A 16,692-nucleotide genomic window follows, 5' to 3' on the forward strand; every position below is an offset into this window, starting at 1 on the left:
CATGTCCACCATGGCTGTCCCCGACATCGCGGTCGCCCCGGTCGACGAGGGCTTCTGGACGCGAAGCCGCAAGGTCGGCCTCACACTGCTGGGGCTCGGCCTGCTGGCCGCGGTGCTCTTCGGCGCGCTCGCCACCGACCAGCAGGCCCGATTCACCCTCAGCGACGACGCGGCCGGCGCCGCACTGGAGATCAACGGCACGATCGGGGCGATCCTGTTCGGGATCATCGCGATCGCCGCCGGCGCGGCGCTGCTCGCCGGGGTACCGAAGCGGTGGTTCCTCCCGGTGCTCGGCGTCGGGCTGGTCGGCTTCGTGCTCTCGTTCCTCTGCTGGCAGGTCTCCGCCGCGCCGGCCGGGCAGAACTTCATGCCGCTGGTCAACATCATCCGGGGCACGTTCATCCTGGCCCTACCGTTGATCTTCGGTGCGCTCGCCGGGGTGCTCTGCGAACGTTCCGGCGTGGTCAATGTGGCCATCGAGGGCCAGTTGCTGATGGGCGCCTTCAGCGGCGCGCTCTTCGGCAGCATCTCCGGGAGCGTCTGGGTGGGCCTGGTCGCCGCCGCCATCGGCGGCGCGTTCATCTCGCTGCTGCTGGCCGTCTTCGCGATCCGATACCTGGTCGACCAGGTCGTCATGGGCATCGTGCTGAACCTGCTGGCGGTCGGCGTCACCGGGTTCCTCTACGAGCGGCTGATGCAGACCGACGCGGCGAAATACAACAGCGCGCCCCGCTTCAGCAACTGGGAGATCCCGCTGCTGAAGGACATCCCGGTGCTCGGGCCGGCGCTGTTCCGCGGCAACATCTTCCTCTACCTCGGGCTGCTGCTGGTGCTGGTGATCCACATCGGGTTGTTCCGGACCCGGTGGGGTCTGCGGACCCGCTCGGTCGGCGAACACCCGATCGCCGCGGACACGCTCGGCGTCAAGGTGCTGCGGGTGCGCTACCGCAACGTGCTGCTGGCCGGGGTGGTCGCCGGCATCGGCGGCGCCTCCTACACGCTGGCGCTCTACTCGTTCACCAAGAACATGATCGGCGGTAAGGGCTTCATCGCCCTGGCCGCGCTGATCTTCGGCCGGTGGAACCCGACCGGCGCGCTGCTCGCCGCGCTCTTCTTCGGGTTCGCCGACCAGCTCGCCACCTACCTGGGCGCGATCAGCAGCTCGATCCCCAGCCAGTTCCTGGCCATGCTGCCCTACCTGGCGACCATCCTGGCGGTCGCCGGGCTGGTCGGCCGGGTCCGGGCACCGGCCGCCGACGGCAAGCCGTACATCAAGGGCTGACGCGCGAAGGCGTGCCCGGCGGGACGTCCCGCCGGGCACGCCGCAGCGCGCTCGCCCACCCGGACACGTCCCGGGTACGCCGTGGTGCGTCAGGCCGCCGCAGTCGCTCCGATGCGCTCGGAGAACTCCACGAGGCGGTTGGAGAAGCCCCACTCGTTGTCGTACCAGCCGAACACCTTGACCTGGTTGCCGACGGCCTCGGTCAGCGGCGCGTCGAAGATCGACGAGTAGGGGTTGCCGACGATGTCCGCCGAGACCAGGGGCGCCTCGGAGTACTGCAGGTAGCGCCGCAGCCCCGGGGATGCGGCCGCCTCGCGGAACGCCGCGTTGACGTCCTGGACGTCGGCGCGCTGGCGGAGGACCACGGTGAGGTCGGTGATCGAGCCCGTCGCGACAGGTACGCGCAGTGCGGCGCCGGTGAGGCGCCCGTCGAGCTCCGGGATGACCTTGCCGATCGCCTTCGCCGCGCCCGACGACGTCGGGATTGTCGAGAGGGCCGCCGCGCGGGCGCGGCGCAGGTCGGAGTGTGGCGCGTCGTGGAGCCGCTGGTCGCCCGTGTAGGCGTGGATCGTCGTCATCAGTCCCGACTCGATGCCGAACGAGTCGTTGAGCACCTTCGCGAGCGGTGCCAGCGAGTTCGTGGTGCAGGAGCCGTTGGAGAAGACGTCGTGGCTGTCCGGGTCGAGGCTCTCGTCGTTCACTCCGAGAACGAACGTGGGGACGTCGCCCTTGGCCGGCGCCGAGATGATGACCTTCCTCGCGCCGCCCTTGAGGTGGGCCGCCGCCGCGCCGCCGTCGGTGAAGTGGCCGGTGGACTCGATCACGACGTCGGCGCCGACGTCCCCCCAGGGGATGGTGGCCGGGTCGGACTGCGCGAAGACCCTCATGCGCGTGCCCTGAACGGCGATCGCGTCGCCGTCGTAGGCGACGCCGTCCAGATGGCCGGAGACCGAGTCCCACTCGAGCAGGGTGGCCAGCGTGCGGGCATCGGTGAGGTCGTTCACCGCGACCACCTCGACGTCGGCGTTGTTGGCCAGGGCCGCGCGCAGGTAGGTGCGCCCGATCCGTCCGAACCCGTTGATGCCGATGCGTACCGTCATGGCGTCAGTTCCTCCTGTTGTTCTCGTGGGCGAGCCCGGCTGGTGCCGCCGCCCGAAGGAGGCTGAGAGCGCCTTCGCGGGCATCGTCGAACGGGCCGGGGTCCTGCTGGGCGATCGCGAGCACGTAGCCGCCCTGTAGGACGGCCATCAGGGTGTTGGCGAGTTGCTCGGGGTTGAGGTCGTCCCGCAGTTCGCCCGCCGCGACGGCCTCGCGCAGCACCGTGACCCAGCGGGCGCGGGCCTGGGCGAACGCGCGCGCCACCGGGGCGAGCAGCACCGGGTCCTCGCGGACCTGTGGGTCCTGGGTCATCCGGCCGACCTTGCAGCCCTTGAGGGCGTCGCGGGGACGCATCAGGTATGCCTCGATCCGAGACATCGGGGCGCCCGGACCGTCGAGTTCGGACGCGGCCGGCAGCAGGTCGGCGACGTTGCGCTCAAGTGCGGCGAGCGCGAGATCCCGCTTGGTCGGGAAGTGGTGGTACATGCTGCCCTGGCCCACGCCGGACCGTTCGCGAACGTCACGCGGGCTGGTGTCGGCGTAGCCGCGCTCCCACATGAGCTGCCCCATCGTGTCGACGAGTAGTTGTCGCGAGTCCATAGCGTCACTGTACATACCAGTAGGTACAGTCCGCCCGCGGACCCCGCCCTGCCCGCTCCTGACCTGGGCTGCTTGGGCAGAATGGTGGCATGACCGACATTGACTGGGCGCGCTTGCGGGCCGCCGCCACCGACGCGATGCGGCACGCGTACGCGCCGTACTCGACGTTCCCGGTCGGCGCGGCCGCGCTTGTCGACGACGGCCGCGTGGTGGTCGGCTGCAACGTGGAGAACGCCGCGTACGGGGTGACCCTCTGCGCCGAGTGCGGGGTGGTCTCCAGCCTGCACGCCACCGGTGGCGGTCGGCTCGTCGCGCTGTCCTGCGTCGACGCGACAGGTGAGCCGCTGATGCCGTGCGGTCGCTGCCGGCAGCTGCTCTGGGAGCACGGCGGGCCGGAGTGCCTGATCGAGAGCAAGACCCGCCCGCTGCGGATGGCCGAGCTGCTGCCGCACGCCTTCGGTGTGGAGGACCTGGAGGCCGTCACCGGGGAGACGCCGGTGCCGGTGGTCCCGGAGCGGCTGGCCGCCTGGCGTGGGCGCGGCACCGTCTTCGTGCATCCGGACATGTCCGCCGGGCAGCAGGTCTGGACGGCGTACTGGGAGCGGTCGGCCGGCGACGACGTCGGTGCCGAGACCGGTGTGCTGGAGGAGGCGCCGAGCTGGGACGACCCGGCCGAGGCGATCACCTGGGGTCTGGCCCGGACACCGCGTGTGGTGGTGGTCGACGCGACCGGCACGATCTTCTGGGCTGGCGAGGGTGAGCCGCCTTTGGAGATCCCGGTTCGCTGGGGTTGATTGTGGTTGCGGTTGGGGGCGGGGGCCGACCGTGCCCGGCTCCGGGCGGTCAGGCTTGATCCCTCCGCCGGGCACGGTCGGCCCCCGCCCTGACCTGGGCACGGGCCGCCGGTCTGGATCTGCACGACGACGTGAGAAGGAACCACAAAGTGAGCGGTTTTGCTGCTGTTGACGTTATTCGGGTCAAGCGGGATGGCGGGGTGCTGTCGGACGCGCAGATCGACTGGGTGGTCGACGCGTACACGCGGGGGGTCGTCGCCGACGAGCAGATGTCGGCGCTGGCCATGGCGATCCTGCTCAACGGCATGACCGCCCCGGAGATCGCCCGGTGGACCGCCGCGATGATCGCCAGCGGTGAGCGGCTGGACCTGTCGGCGGTACGCCGGCCGACTGTCGACAAGCACTCCACCGGCGGCGTGGGCGACAAGATCACGCTGCCGCTCACCCCGTTGGTGGCGGCGTGTGGCGCGGCCGTGCCGCAGCTGAGCGGCCGAGGGCTCGGGCACACCGGCGGCACGCTCGACAAGTTGGAGTCCATCCCGGGCTGGCGGGCCACGGTGAGCAACGACGAGTTCATCGCCCAGCTCGACGAGGTCGGCGCGGTGATCTGCGCGGCCGGCGCGGGGCTCGCCCCCGCCGACCGCAAGCTGTACGCGCTTCGCGACGTGACCGGCACCGTGGAGGCGATCCCGCTGATCGCCAGCTCCATCATGAGCAAGAAGATCGCCGAGGGCACCGGCGCGTTGGTCCTCGACGTCAAGGTCGGCTCGGGTGCCTTCATGAAGTCCGTCGACCAGGCCCGCGAGCTGGCCCGCACGATGGTCGAGTTGGGTGGCGCGCACGGCGTACGGACCGTCGCCCTGCTCACCGACATGTCCACTCCGCTCGGTCTGGCCATCGGCAACGCGGTGGAGGTGACCGAGTCGGTCGAGGTGCTGGCCGGTGGTGGACCCGCCGACGTGGTGGAACTGACCCTCGCCCTGGCCCGGGAGATGCTCGACGCGGCCGGCCTGCCCGACGCCGACCCGGCGGCCGCGTTGCGGGACGGCCGGGCGATGGACTCCTGGCGGGCGATGATCCGAGCGCAGGGCGGCGACCCGGACGCGCCGATGCCGACCGCCAACGAGGTCGAGGTGGTCCGCGCCGAGCGGGACGGGCACGTCGCCGCCGTCGACGCGTACGCCATGGGGGTTGCGGCGTGGCGGCTCGGCGCGGGTCGGGCGCGCAAGGAGGACCCGGTCAGCGTGCCGGCCGGTGTGGTGTTGCACAAGCGGCCGGGTGACCCGGTACGGGCCGGTGACCCCCTCTACGAGCTGCGCGCCGAGGACCCGACGCGGATTCCGGCGGCGCTGGCCGAGGCCGCCGACGCGGTACGGATCGCGTCGACCGCCGCGGCCGCGACGCCGCTGGTCATCGAGCGCATCGGCTGACCGGACCGGGGGTCGGGGTGCCATGGTGCCGGTCACCTGGGAGCGCTATTGTCGCAGGCCAAGGGGGGACAACCGGCCTTGAGCCGGCGCGAGCAGACAGGAAGACCCGCCGTGACCGTTGCTGCTCCCGACCCACGCGAGGTGCGCGAGGCGAGCCTGGACGAGCTGTCCCGGCTCGGTCTGCCGTTGCCGCCGGCGCAGTTCCCGCTGGTCTGGGAGCCGGGTGACGAGATCGACCTGCGCCCCACTGTGGAGATCGAGGCGCGGATCGCCGTGCTGCACCTGATCCTGGCGCGCTGCTTCGGGATGCCCCCGGAGGCGGCGATGAGCTGGCTGCTCGGCTCGCACCTGGTCGAGATGGTCACACCGCCGGAGTGGCAGTTCGTGATGGGCGGCAAGGGCGACCACCGCTCGTTCGTGCTGCACCACGACGCGCTCTTCGCCCTGGCCTGGGTGCTTGGGTTGAGCAAGCAGCTCGACCCGACGCTCGCCGTCGACGAGCGCCTGGTCGAGCGGTTGCCGCACATCGCCGAGGGAGAGACGTTCCCGCACTGGCGGTCCCGGATCCTCACCGCGCCACAGCACCCGGCCGACGCGGCCGCCCTGCTCGACCTGCACTACTGCCTGGACTGGGCGTACCTGGAGACCGAGCGCGGTGGCCTGCGGGCGCCGGGCCTGATCGACGCGAACGCGATCGGGCAGCGCCGCTGGGCGCTGGAGTGGGCGGTGATCCTGCGCGGGCCGTACCACGACGAGCCGCCCGGCTGGGAAGAGGTCGACCTCTCCACCTGAGCTCAGCGGGGTCGGTAGGCGTCCACCCGCACCGCCACGGTGACCCGGACCGGTTCGGGCAGCGCGGCCAGCCGGGTGGCGAGCGCGGCCGGATCGGTGTGCCACGCGCTGGGGCCCATCCCGACCACGGTGGTGACCTCCGGCCGGGTCAGGGCCAGCTCCGCCCGGTGCACCGCCGAGCTGACCGCGGTGAAGTGCCCGCCCAGACTGCCGGTCACCCGGTCGGCCTTGTCCGGATCCACCCGCAGCAGGCCCAGGGCACCCACCAACTCGCTGAGGTGGTCGGTGTCGGGTGTGACCACCAGCAGGGTGCCGGCCGGGTCGAGCACGCGGTGGAACTCCGGGCCGTTACGCGGGGCGAAGACGTTCAGCAGCACGGCGGTCGAGGCGTCCGCGAGCGGCAGCCGCTGCCAGGTGTCGGCGAGCGCCGCGGCGGCCCGGGGGTGCGCGCGGGCCGCGCGGCGCAGCGCCGGCTTGGACACGTCCAGGGCCAGACCCACGGCGTCCGGCAGCGCCGCCAGCACCGCGCCGAGGTAGCGGCCCGTGCCGGCGCCGGCATCCACCACCAGGGGGTACGCCCCGACGTCGGGCGCGGCCCGACTCGCGGCGGCGGCGAGGGCGGCCGAGATGACGTCGTAGTGCCCGGCGGCCTGGAATTCCGCACGGGCGGCGACCATCTCGGCGGTGTCACCGACGTGCGGGGACCGACCGGTGAGCAGGTTGACGTAGCCCTGGCGCGCGATGTCGAAGCTGTGCCGGCGCGGGCAGCGCAACGCCCTCGTGTCGGTGGCCTGCCCCAGTGGGTCGCCGCAGACCGGGCAGCGCAACCGGTCGAGGATGCGTGGGTCCACGTCAGGCCGCCGCCGAGCGGTGTCGCGGGCGGCCCCTCACCGCGGTGCTTCCATGCCGTTCAGCCTAGTTCGGGCCGATCCGGGCCGGGTCGGGACCTCAGGCGACCTGCCACCCCCGGTCACCGCCGTCGCTGGCTAGGGTCTGAGGATGGTCGCAACTATCCGGTACGAGGACATTGTCAAGGTTCCGAAGGCGCTGCTGCACGACCACCTGGACGGCGGGCTACGGCCGGCGACGATCGTCGACCTGGCCGCGGTGGTGGGCCACGAGTTGCCCACCACCGATCCCGAGGCGCTCGGACGATGGTTCGCGGACGCCGCCAACTCCGGGTCCCTGGAGCGTTATCTCGAGACGTTCGCGCACACCGTGGCGGTCATGCAGACCCCGTCCGCGCTGCGTCGGGTCGCCCGCGAGTGCGCACTGGACCTGGCCGCCGACGGGGTGGTCTACGCCGAGGTGCGCTTCGCCCCCGAGCAGCACCTGGAGCAGGATCTGACCCTGGACGAGGTCGTCGAGGCGGTGCTCGCCGGGTTCGCCGAGGGCACCGCCCAGGCCGTCGAGGCGGGCCTGACCATCCGGGTGGGCACACTGCTCACCGCGATGCGCCACGCGGCCCGCTCGCAGGAGATCGCGGAGTTGGCCGTGCGGCACCGGGACGCCGGGGTGGTCGGCTTCGACATCGCCGGCGCCGAGGCGGGCTTCCCACCCACCCGGCACCTCGACGCCTTCGAATACCTGCAACGGGAGAATTTCCACTTCACCATCCACGCCGGCGAGGCGTTCGGTCTGCCGTCGATCTGGCAGGCGATCCAGTGGTGCGGGGCGGACCGGCTCGGCCACGGGGTCCGGATCGTCGACGACATCGCCCCCGACGGCTCGCTCGGCCGGCTGGCCGCGTACGTCCGGGACAAGCGGATCCCGCTGGAGCTGTGCCCCTCGTCGAACGTGCAGACCGGTGCGGTGGCCTCGATCGCCGACCACCCGATCGGCCTGCTGCGGGACCTGCGGTTCCGGGCCACCGTCAACACCGACAACCGGCTGATGAGCGGCACCTCGATGTCGCGGGAGATGTCGCTGCTGGTGGAGACGTTCGGCTACGGCTGGAAGGAGTTGCAGTGGTTCACCATCAACGCGATGAAGAGCGCGTTCATCCCGTTCGACGAGCGACTGCGGATCATCGATGAGGTGATCAAGCCGGCGTACGCCGAACTGCTGGCCTGATCCCGCTCAGCCGTGCGGGTGGCCAGCGAGCAGGCCGGCCACCCGACGCAGCACCTCCCGGGCACGGGCCGCCTCCGCACCCAACCCGGTCTGCCGACGCAGCACCGCGGGCTCGGCCCGCAGCAGCGCCACGCCGCGTCGGACCAGCACCCCAGGCGCCTTTCGCTGCTCGGACAGGTCGCGGGCCAGCCGGCGCAGGAAGGTCGCACCGCGCGGCCGGCGCAGCGCGTACGCCCCGGCGAGCAGCCCTCGGCGTCGGCACTCCTCGACAATCTCGGCCGCGAAGATCCCTTCGGCCACGAAAAGTGGCGATCCGGCGAGATCAAATGACCGGGTGGCCACCCGTCGATCTGCGCCGATCGCATAAACCGGCACATCGGCTCGACCGTCGCGAGCTAGTCGAGCAATGATTTCCACCGCACTGGGGGCATCCCAGGACTGTGGTGATTCCCAATCCACCTGGTCGTTTCGTCGTGGCAACGTAGGGTCATCGCCGTCTTTGTAGAAGTCGTCCAAGCAGAGCACCGGTAAGCCGGTTTGCTGCGCTATGTACGACTTCCCGGACCCCGAAGGGCCGGCGAGCAGGACAACGCGGTGCGGATGTTTCATTACCTTCAGTTACTCCGGCCAGACGGACTGCTATCAAATCGCATCAACATCTCATCACACCTTCGGTAGGTGACAACCTGGGCTTTCTTCTTGTCGACGGGCGTGATGGAATCTCGGGGGTCCGACCCGCCGGGTCGGTCGCTGGGCGTTGCCCGGAGGCAACGCGTTCAAGCTGTAATCGCGAGGGCGGTGACGTGAGCAAACGGCCAAAGACGGCGGGCTCCTTCCTGTCGCGGCTGCGCCGGCCGGCCAGCCGGCTCCGGGACATGCCGATCTGGTCCAAGCTCGGTCTCATCATGATCGTGCCGACCATCGCCACGGTCGTGGTGGGCACCAGTGGTCTTGTCGACCACGTGGAGACGCTCAACAATGCCAACCGAGCTGGCGACCTGGCCAACCTGTCGAGTTATTCAGGTGACCTGGTCGACGCTTTGCAGGATGAGCGGACCGCCGCCGTGCTGCTGCTGGCTGCCGACGGAACGCAGCCGACGGCGCAGTACCAGGAGGCCTACAACCGGGTGAACTCCCGGGTGGACCAGGAGGCTGGCCCCTACCGGGAGCAACGCGCCGAGGTCGAGGACCTGCCGGGCAGCCTCGAGACGCTGCTCGACGGCATCGACCAGAACCTCCAGGACCTGTCCGGCGTCCGCAGTCAGGTGTTCAACGGCAAACTCGCGCTCACCGAGACCGTCCAGGCGTACGAGGGTCTGATCAGCGACCTGCTCGCCATCCGGGACTCGGCCACGCAACTCGCCGGCGACAACGACCTGAGCGACCGGATGCGCGCCGCCGCGGCGGTCGCCCGGGAGAAGGAGTTCCTCGCCGCACGCCGGGTCGTGGTGCACCGCGCGCTGGGCGTCAAGGGTGGTCAGCGCCTGACCCCCGCGCTGCGCACCGACTACATCGCCAGCGGCACCGGCCAGCAGCAGGCGCTGCAGAGCTTCAAGGCCGTCGCCACCCCGGAGGACGCGAAGTTCCACGACCAGACGGTCGCGGGCGGTGACCGTCGGGAGGCCCAGAACTACACGGGCTGGATCGACGGCAACACCACCGGCGACATGCGCGGTGCGCCGTTCGGACCGGACCAGTGGGAGGCCGCCATGACGGCCAACGCCAAGCTGATCCGCACCGTCGAGAGCAAGCTCGACGGCGAAGTGGTCACCGGGGCCGACACCCTCCGCTCCGACGTCCAGCGCCAGGTGTTCGTGGAGACCGGCCTGCTGCTCAGCATGCTGCTGCTGGCCATCCTCTTCGCGTACCTGGTCGCCCGCTCGATGGCCCGTTCGCTGCGTGAGCTGCGGCAGGGTGCCCTGTCCGTCGCCCAGTACGGCCTGCCCCAGGCAGTGGCCCGACTGCGCGACCCGCAGGTCGTCGGCCAACTCTCCCCGGTGCAGCTGGCCAACCAGATCGCCGAGCCGCTGCCGGTCCGCAGCAAGGACGAGTTCGGCCAGGTGACCGAGGCGTTCAACGCGGTCCACCTGGAAGCCGTCCGGACGGCCGCCGAGCAGGCCGCGCTGCGCGCCTCCGTCGCGACCATGTTCGTCAACCTGGCCCGCCGTTCACAGATCCTCGTCGACCGCCTCATCGGGCACCTCGACCGGCTGGAGCGCGGCGAGGAGGACCCGGACCGGCTGGCCGAGCTGTTCCAGCTCGACCACCTCGCCACCCGGATGCGCCGCAACGACGAAAACCTGCTGGTGCTCGCCGGCGCCGACTCCACCCGCGTCCAGCGGGAGCCGGCCGCGCTCATCGACGTGCTGCGCGCCGCGCAGTCCGAGGTCGAGCACTACACCCGCATCGAGTTCGGTGTCATCGACCGCGACATCGAGGTCGCCGCGCACGCGGTCAACGACCTGGTGCACCTCGTCGCCGAGCTGTTCGACAACGCCACCGCGTTCTCGCCGCCCGACTCGCAGGTGATGGTCGAGGCCCGCCGGGTCGGCGACCGTTCCTCCCTCTACGTCGAGGACCGCGGCATCGGCATCAGCGCCGAGCAGTTGCAGGACCTCAACGAGCGGCTCGCGACGCCGCCGCAGGTGGACGTGGCGGTGTCCCGGATGATGGGCCTCGTCGTGGTCGCCCGGCTGGCGTCCCGGCACGGTGTCCGGGTCGAACTGCGCCCCGGCTCCGACCGCGGCACGGTCGCCGACGTGACCCTGCCCACCTCGGTGCTGGTGCCCCGGGCGCTCTCCGGCCGGGTGCAGCAGCCGCCGGCTCTGCCTGCGGCTGGCGGCCCCCAGCACGGTGGGCCGGCGCCGGTCTTCGGCGCGCTGCCCGCACTGGGCAACCACCCGCGCTCCAGCGAGTCCGGCAACCAGGTCACCCTCGGCGGTCGACCGTTCGAGCCCGCGTCGCGAAACGGTGCCGGCGTCCCCGCGAACACCGGTGCGTACGGTTCGATGCCGGCCTGGTCGGATCTGACCGGTGCGGCCGGGACGAACGGTGTCAACGGCGGCGACGGGTTCACCCCGCGGCCGGCCGGCGACGGCTTCACCCCGCGGCCGGCCAACGGCCAGCCGATCGATCCACTGCCGCAGCGCCGCTCCGGGGACGACACCCCGTCCACCGGCCAGCAGCCGTCAATTCCCCGGCAGTTGCCGAGCAGCCCCGAGACGCACCCGTACTCGGCGCCGCCGGTCTCGGCCCAGCCCTACCCCGGCGCGCCGGTCTCCGCCTCGCCGGCCTCGGGCCAGCCGTACTCCGGACAGCCGTACTCGGGCGCGCCGTACGGCGGTCCGCCGGTGTCCGCCGCCCCGGCCTCCGGTCAGCCGTACGGCGGTCCGCCGGTGTCGGCGTCACCGGCCTCCGGTCAGCCGTACCCGGGTCAGCCGTTCTCGGTGCCACCCGCCTCCAGCCAGTCGTTCAGCGGGTTCGCACCCCGATCCGCGCCACCGGCGCAGGCGCCCAACGCCCCCGCACCGCCGGCCTGGCCGCCGGTTCCGGGCGGCGACCGGGACGCGGTGACCCCGCCGGTGCCCGAGCGGTTCGCCGCCGCTCTGGACATGACGACGGAGCTGCCGCGAGTGCCGCGACCCGGCGAGCAGCCGGCCGCCGCAGCCCAGCCGCCGGTACCGGCGCCCGCTCCGGCACCGGCACCGCAGACCCGGCCGGCGCCGCAGCAACCGCAGGCGCAGAACCGGCAGCGGTACGCGGACGAGACGATGGAGCTGCCGATCTTCCGGGAGCTGGAGTCGGCCTGGTTCCGTACCCGTCGTCCGGGCTCGGAGGAGTCCGCGACTGGTGCCCAGCCCAGCACGAACGGCGACACCGCGACCCAGCAGTTCGCCACGGTCGAGGCCACCGGTCGGACAGTCCACAAGACACCACCCGGGACGACAGGTAACACACCGATGGCAGACACTCCGATGGCCGGAGGAGCGCCGCGGGACAACGGCTCGACAGCGAGCGAGGGCACCCGCCCCAGCCTCGCCGAGAGCCTGCCGAACCGCCGGCCCCAACCGCAGAGCAACGGCTGGCAGACCGCAGCTGACGATGGCTGGCGTGCCGCCTCGGCAGCGGCCGGCGCGGTGCCGGTGAGCGAGACCACCACTACCGGCCTGCCGAAGCGCAAGCCGATGGCGCAGCTCGTGCCGGGTGCGGTGGAGAAGCCCGCCACCTCGGTCCAGCGCCGTTCCCCGGAGGCGGTCCGTGGACTGCTCTCCGCCTACCACCGGGGCGTGCAGCGAGGGCGTAGCACCTCGGACAACCCGACCAGCCCGGAGGCGACTCCGGGAGGGCAATCCTCGCAGTCTGGCTCAGGCCCGGTGGCCGGGAGCGGGCAGAAGGAGCAAGAAGGATGACAACTACGCAGGATCTTGGTTGGCTACTGGCCAACTTCGCCGACCGGGTGCCCGGCGTCGCGCATGCGGTCGCCGTCTCGGCGGACGGCCTACTCCTCGCGTCGTCACGGGATCTGCCGCGCGACCGGGCGGATCAGCTTGCCGCGATCTCATCGGGTCTGGTCAGCCTGACCCAGGGTGCAGCCCGCTGCTTCGAGGGAGGGGCGGTGTTGCAGACCGTCGTGGAGATGGACAATGGCTTCCTGTTCCTGATGTCCATCTCGGACGGATCGTCCTTCGCCGTGCTGGCCGCCCGCAGCTCCGACGTGGGCCAGGTCGGCTACGAGATGGCGCTGCTCGTCGACCGGGTGGGCGACGCGCTGACCCCGCAGCCGCGTGCGGCTGCGGGCATGCTGGGCTGACGCCTCGCCGATCGTGAGGTCGGCACGACTGCAACGACGACAACGACGGGTTTCACCGGTGGGAGCCGGAATCGGGTACGAAGGAGGTGAGCGGCGAGATGGCCGATCGTGACGAACCAACCGGAGCGTTGGTCCGTCCATACGCCGTGACCCGTGGTCGTACCCGTCCCCGGCTCGACATCGCGCTGGAGGCGCTCGTCGAGACGACGGTGCGCGGCCGCACCGCTGCCAATGGCAACGGTGGTGGCCGCGAACACCAGTACATCGCCGCGCTGTGTGACGGTCGTGTGCAATCGCTCGCGGAGATCGCGGCGCGGATGCAGCTCCCGCTCGGTGTGGCCCGGGTGCTCATCGCCGACATGGCGACGGACGGCCTGGTCGCGGTCCACGAGCCGACCATTTTGGACGACTCCGACGACGCGGTGGGCACTGAACTGCTGGAGAGGGTGCTGAGTGGACTTCGCAGGCTCTGACATGTCGCACCGCCCACCGAACCCGAGTGGGCGCGTGACGTCGGCGAAGATCGTTATCGCCGGTGGATTCGGCGTCGGCAAGACGACGCTGGTCGGCTCGGTCTCGGAGATCACGCCGCTGACCACCGAGGCCATCATGACCTCCGCCGGCGTGGGCGTCGACGACACCCGGCAGGTGCCGGGCAAGACGACGACCACGGTGGCTATGGACTTCGGCCGGATCTCGATCGACCGTGACCTGATTCTGTACCTGTTCGGTACGCCGGGTCAGACCCGGTTCTGGTTCATGTGGGACGAACTGGTCCGGGGTGCCATCGGTGCGGTCGTGCTGGTGGACACTCGCCGGCTGGCCGACTGCTTCGCGGCGATCGACTTCTTCGAGCACCGACGCCTCCCGTACCTGGTGGCGATCAACTGCTTCGACGGGATGCAGTACCACGACCCGCAGGACGTTCGGGACGCCTTGGCGATCTCGAGCGACGTGCCGGTGGTGGCGTGCGACGCCCGTAACCGGGAGTCGACGAAGCACGTGCTCATCTCGCTCGTCGAGTACGTGCTCACCATGCGCCGTACGCGCGCGGTGGCCCCGGCCTGATCGGGCACCGCAGGCCCGGTGGTGGCTCCGGCCGCCACCGGGCGTTTCGCCCTGCCCGTCGTGCTGCTCGTGCCGGCGGGCACCACACGCCGCCCTCCTGAGATCTGGAAGATGTCCGCCTCGCTTCGGGGCGTGTCTCTGCCGCGGTCTTCGAGGGGCGGCGTCTTTGTGTCCACCGGCCCGTCACGCTGACGCGACCGCGCCCCCAGTCGACCGACTGGGGGCGCGATTCGTGTGGTGGATGAGTGCTGACGGTCAGGACTGGTAGCCGGCGGAGCGGTACTCGTACTCCCGGTCGTCGTCACGGTCGCCGTGGTCGCGGCTGAAGTCCCAGCCGCCGGCTGCCTCGCGGCCCGGCCGACCGCCTACCGCGAAACCGCCGATCTCCTGCCCTCGACGCCAACCGCGGAAGTAGCCCGTGGTGTTCTCCGCGAGGCTTGCCGCATCACGCACTATCCGCAATGGGCGCTCCTCACGCAGCGGGGAACCAGGGACCAGGTTGGCCTGTGGCACGCGCTTGGGCAGCCCGGCATTGGTCTCGGCACCCACCGCGGGGCGAGCTGCCTGCTCGGCGGCCTGCCACCCGGTGTCGGCCATTGTCGACCAGTCCAGGTCGGTCTCCTCGGCCTGCCCCACGAACCAGGCCGACTTGGCCTGCGCGAAGATCAGCAGGTCGCCGTCGCCCTCGTCGGCGACCGGTGGGGGCCGGTGCTCGACCGGCGGCGGCCGGTGCTCCAGCGGGGGTGGCCGGTGCTCCAGCGGTGGAGGCCGGTGCTCCACCGGGTGCGGTGGCCGGTGTTCGGTGGCCCGTGCGGCTGCCCGGCTGTTGCGGGCAGCCTGCTCCCGGTCGACCAACCGCAGTGGAGGCGTCTCCAGGTGCGGGTCCGCGGGCGGGTTGAGCCCCTCGCGCAGCGCCCGGTCAGCGAGCGGCGGTGGCTCCACCAGCCGCAGCATGGGGGGCTCCTGGGGCAGGTCGTCCGCCAACCAGGGCGGGGTGACCCGACCGTCGGCGCGACCCGGGTCGGTGGCAGCGTCGATGCCGCGGCCGCCGCCGTAGGAGTAGGCCGCCGGGTTCTTCGGCGGACTGTCGGCCGGGTCCTCCGGGTTGTTGACGAGCGGCCAGTTGGCGCGGGAGCCGGGCGGCGCCGACTCCTGACCAGGCCGGGGGGTCGGCACCGGAATGCTGAGATCGGTGGCGCTGAACCCGCCTGTCGGCGGCTCATCGACGGGGCGCTGCAGGTGGCTCGGCCGGGGCTCGCCGTTGGTCTTCGGACGGGGTGGGATGACCGTACGCTGCCGTTCCGCGCGCGCGTGGTTGATCGCGGCGGTGGTCAGCGTCGGCCGGAACGGCTCACCGGCCTCTGCCGGGGGCACCAGGCCCCGCTGCGCGGGTGCGATCGGAGTGATCCCGGGCGGCGGGGGAGGCGGAGACGAGACCGGTCGGTTGGTCGGACCGTCGATCCGGTTGGAACTCTGCTCGGTGCGCCCGGGCAGCGTGGGCGTCGGCGGACCGGCCATCGCTGCCGGTGCCACCGGTGCGGGTGCCACCGGCGGAGGCGTGACCGGCGGTGGGGCGACCGGCGGCGGCCCGAGTGGACGGGGGGACGCCAGCGGTGCGTTACCGAGAATCGGCTCGGGTCGGCTGCGCCGTCCGACGGCGGGCGCGGGCTCGACCGCGGGCGGGGTGGGTCGGACCGACCGCAGACCGGCGCCGGTGCCGGCCAGGCCGGTAAGCCCCGCGTTGTTGCCGGCCAGGCCGGTCAACTCGCCGACCGACTCGCCGCGACGGGCAGCGGCACGGCGACCAGGCGCCTGGGCGGGCGTGCTGACCCGGGAGCCGAGCGCGCTCACCAGCGCCTCACAGCCTGCGTCACAGGCCCGCACGGCGGCGACGGCCTGGCGGACCGTCTCGGCCACCGCGGACGTGAGCGCCCGGTTGACCGCGGCGCGGCGCGGCGTCTCGGAGATGGCGACCCGCAGTGCGGTGACCGCCTCGTTGATCTCCTCAGCGTCGGCGACCCCGTCGGCGGCGAGGTGCGCGGCGATCGCATCCGCCGCCACCGACACCTCCCGGCCACGGGCGACGGTGCCGCCGAGCATGCCCGGCTCGGGCAGCGCGTCCAGCACCGCCAGCGAGACCGGCTCCGCCGGATCCGGGTACGCCCGCAGGGCCGCCGGGTAGAGCTCACGCAGCACCTCACGCAGCGCCACGGCGGCGGAGTGTCGACCGCTGGCCAGGGCGGCGTGCGCGGCGAGCACCTGCTTGTAGCCGGCGAGGTCCCGGGGTGCCGGCAGGGTGACCGCGGAGAGCGCGCCCGCCTGCAACGCGCGGGCCAGGCCGACGGCCCGTCGTTCGGCCGGAGGCGACTGCATCTCCTCCAACGAGTCGTCGTCGGCGAACCGCTCGGCGAAGTCGTCCACCGAGTCGTCGTCGGCAATGGCCAAAGGTCGACCCGCCGCGCTCAGCAGCGAGGTGACCGTGTGGTCGTCGCTGTCGGCGGCGATGGCCGCACCGCTCGGCCCGCCTGACCGCTCCACGAGCAGCGCGACGAGCTGGGCGTAGCCAGCGGCGTCGTCGCTGATCTCGCAGACATGCAGCAGACGGCCTGCGTCGTCGACCACAGCGGACGTCAGCGTCGAACCGGCGGAGGCCGGTCGGTCAGCCGGATCCGCCGAGGCCAGACCGCAGTAAACGCGCACGAGCGCCACGGCGTCGTCCTCCTCCCGGGACAGGTCTTTCCTCTG

At 71.9% G+C, this 16,692-nt stretch carries 14 protein-coding genes; 9 read left to right on the plus strand and 5 right to left on the minus strand.

Translation table 11 applies throughout. The annotated features are described in order from the left end of the window. Nucleotide 1: 1 nt before the first annotated feature. Entirely contained in the window at nt 2-1,282 is a 1,281-nt protein-coding gene (locus AB0A90_RS04310) for an ABC transporter permease (RefSeq protein WP_357241422.1), read from the plus strand. 89 nt (nt 1,283-1,371) lie between these two features. Here the strand turns inward: AB0A90_RS04310 and gap are convergent, their stop codons facing one another. Then, on the minus strand, nt 1,372-2,382 hold the full coding sequence (gap, locus tag AB0A90_RS04315) for a type I glyceraldehyde-3-phosphate dehydrogenase (protein ID WP_357241425.1): 1,011 nt from the start codon (nt 2,380-2,382) through the stop codon (nt 1,372-1,374). A gap of 4 nt (nt 2,383-2,386) precedes the next feature. Next, on the minus strand, nt 2,387-2,980 hold the full coding sequence (locus AB0A90_RS04320) for a TetR/AcrR family transcriptional regulator (RefSeq protein WP_357241429.1): 594 nt from the start codon (nt 2,978-2,980) through the stop codon (nt 2,387-2,389). Between the two features lie 89 nt (nt 2,981-3,069). Here AB0A90_RS04320 and AB0A90_RS04325 point away from each other — a divergent pair, with 89 nt between their 5' ends. The 3 genes from AB0A90_RS04325 to AB0A90_RS04335 all read left to right on the plus strand — a co-directional run bounded on the left by AB0A90_RS04325 (nt 3,070) and on the right by AB0A90_RS04335 (nt 5,996). Next, nucleotides 3,070-3,774, plus strand: coding sequence for a cytidine deaminase (locus tag AB0A90_RS04325; protein WP_357241432.1), 705 nt, complete (start codon nt 3,070-3,072; stop codon nt 3,772-3,774). 149 nt (nt 3,775-3,923) lie between these two features. After that, the gene (locus AB0A90_RS04330; RefSeq protein WP_357241434.1) at nt 3,924-5,204 is read left to right on the plus strand and encodes a thymidine phosphorylase; all 1,281 of its coding nucleotides are present in this window, start codon (nt 3,924-3,926) and stop codon (nt 5,202-5,204) included. Nucleotides 5,205-5,315: 111 nt separating this feature from the next. Continuing rightward, a complete protein-coding gene (locus AB0A90_RS04335; RefSeq protein WP_357241437.1) occupies nt 5,316-5,996 on the plus strand; it encodes a DUF4272 domain-containing protein in 681 nt (226 codons plus the stop codon). 2 nt (nt 5,997-5,998) lie between these two features. Here the strand turns inward: AB0A90_RS04335 and AB0A90_RS04340 are convergent, their stop codons facing one another. Beyond that, on the minus strand, nt 5,999-6,847 hold the full coding sequence (locus AB0A90_RS04340; RefSeq protein WP_357241440.1) for a putative RNA methyltransferase: 849 nt from the start codon (nt 6,845-6,847) through the stop codon (nt 5,999-6,001). 148 nt (nt 6,848-6,995) lie between these two features. Here AB0A90_RS04340 and AB0A90_RS04345 point away from each other — a divergent pair, with 148 nt between their 5' ends. Beyond that, nucleotides 6,996-8,069 carry an adenosine deaminase gene (locus AB0A90_RS04345; RefSeq protein WP_357241443.1) on the plus strand — a complete coding sequence of 358 codons (1,074 nt, stop codon included), beginning with the start codon at nt 6,996-6,998 and terminating at the stop codon, nt 8,067-8,069. Nucleotides 8,070-8,075: 6 nt separating this feature from the next. Here AB0A90_RS04345 and AB0A90_RS04350 read toward each other — a convergent pair whose 3' ends face one another. Continuing rightward, nucleotides 8,076-8,369, minus strand: a complete 294-nt coding sequence (locus AB0A90_RS04350) for a hypothetical protein (protein WP_357241446.1) — start codon at nt 8,367-8,369, stop codon at nt 8,076-8,078. A gap of 503 nt (nt 8,370-8,872) precedes the next feature. Here AB0A90_RS04350 and AB0A90_RS04355 point away from each other — a divergent pair. From AB0A90_RS04355 to AB0A90_RS04370, 4 genes are all read left to right on the plus strand, one after another. Beyond that, nucleotides 8,873-12,478 (plus strand): nitrate- and nitrite sensing domain-containing protein, encoded by a 3,606-nt coding sequence (locus tag AB0A90_RS04355; protein WP_357241449.1) that lies wholly within the window; start codon nt 8,873-8,875, stop codon nt 12,476-12,478. Then, complete coding sequence (locus AB0A90_RS04360; protein WP_030329023.1) at nt 12,475-12,879, plus strand: roadblock/LC7 domain-containing protein; 405 nt, start codon at nt 12,475-12,477, stop codon at nt 12,877-12,879. Before AB0A90_RS04355 ends, AB0A90_RS04360 begins: the two co-directional genes overlap by 4 nt. A 98-nt stretch (nt 12,880-12,977) precedes the next feature. Next, a complete protein-coding gene (locus AB0A90_RS04365) occupies nt 12,978-13,352 on the plus strand; it encodes a DUF742 domain-containing protein (protein ID WP_124820399.1) in 375 nt (124 codons plus the stop codon). Nucleotide 13,353: 1 nt separating this feature from the next. Beyond that, nucleotides 13,354-13,947, plus strand: coding sequence for an ATP/GTP-binding protein (locus AB0A90_RS04370; protein ID WP_007455465.1), 594 nt, complete (start codon nt 13,354-13,356; stop codon nt 13,945-13,947). 255 nt (nt 13,948-14,202) lie between these two features. Here AB0A90_RS04370 and AB0A90_RS04375 read toward each other — a convergent pair whose 3' ends face one another. Then, entirely contained in the window at nt 14,203-16,680 is a 2,478-nt protein-coding gene (locus tag AB0A90_RS04375) for a transposase (RefSeq protein ID WP_357242373.1), read from the minus strand. Nucleotides 16,681-16,692: the final 12 nt, after the last annotated feature.

Origin of the sequence: Micromonospora sp. NPDC049204 (genome assembly GCF_040647935.1) — a bacterium.
In the GTDB taxonomy this organism is placed as follows: Bacteria; Actinomycetota; Actinomycetes; order Mycobacteriales; family Micromonosporaceae; genus Micromonospora.